The organism is Streptomyces morookaense (assembly GCF_013030945.1).
Taxonomy (GTDB): Bacteria; Actinomycetota; Actinomycetes; order Streptomycetales; family Streptomycetaceae; genus Streptomyces; species Streptomyces morookaensis.
The window spans coordinates 1-719 of sequence record NZ_JABBXF010000203.1 but is presented as its reverse complement, the minus strand read 5'-3'; the positions used below and the strand labels follow the sequence as shown (position 1 = coordinate 719).

At 70.1% G+C, this 719-nt stretch carries 1 protein-coding gene; it reads right to left on the bottom strand.

All coding sequences use genetic code 11. The annotated features are described in order from the left end of the window. On the bottom strand, positions 1–679 hold a 679-nt coding region (locus HG542_RS34155; protein WP_498063301.1), incomplete at its 3' end, for an LGFP repeat-containing protein. Positions 680–719 lie beyond the last annotated feature (40 nt).

Sequence of the window (719 nt, the reverse complement as noted above, 5' to 3'; positions counted from 1 at the left end):
CAAACGCCGCATCCGGATGCCAGATGATGATCCCGTTGCGGAACTGCTGGAACCGGCCGCCCATCATGGAGTCGCGCTCGCCGGTGACGGGCGGGCCGAGCGGGCTGTTGAGGCCGCCCATGCCGTCGTACTTCACCCGGATCGAGCCATAAGGCATCAGGTCGTCCAGGCGGTTGTAGCGGCGGGGCGAGAATCCGCGGAGGCCGTCGCTCCAGACGTGTTCCTCGGCCACGTGCCCGAAGTCGTATTCCTCGCGCACCACCGGCTGCGTGTGGGCGGCGTCGGCCCACCGGACGAACAGGGCCACGTGGTCCGTGCCGCCCGAGTCCTTCAGCAGGGCGTCGCCGGGCTGCAGGTCGCCGGCCGGGATGTCGGAGGTGACGTTCCACAGGGCCCAGGTGGTCAGGGACGATCCCAGATGCCAGGCCATCGACACGAAGCCCGAGCAGTCCGGGCGGTAGCAGCCGAACTGGTTGCGGTAGCAGCCGCTCTGGCTGTACGGGACCTGTTCGGCGACCCACGACCACGCGCGGTCCATGGTCTCGCCCCGGCCGATCGGTCCGTCGGGGTCCGATGCGCTCGCGGCGGGGGCCGCGGTGAAGGTGGCCGCGAGGGCCGCCAGTGTCAGCGCCGCCGCTCCCCATGTGCGCCGGAGCGCCCTTGGTCTTCTCGGTCTCATGGTTCTCCCCCGTTCAGTTGTCGGTGATCCAGGTGCCCCT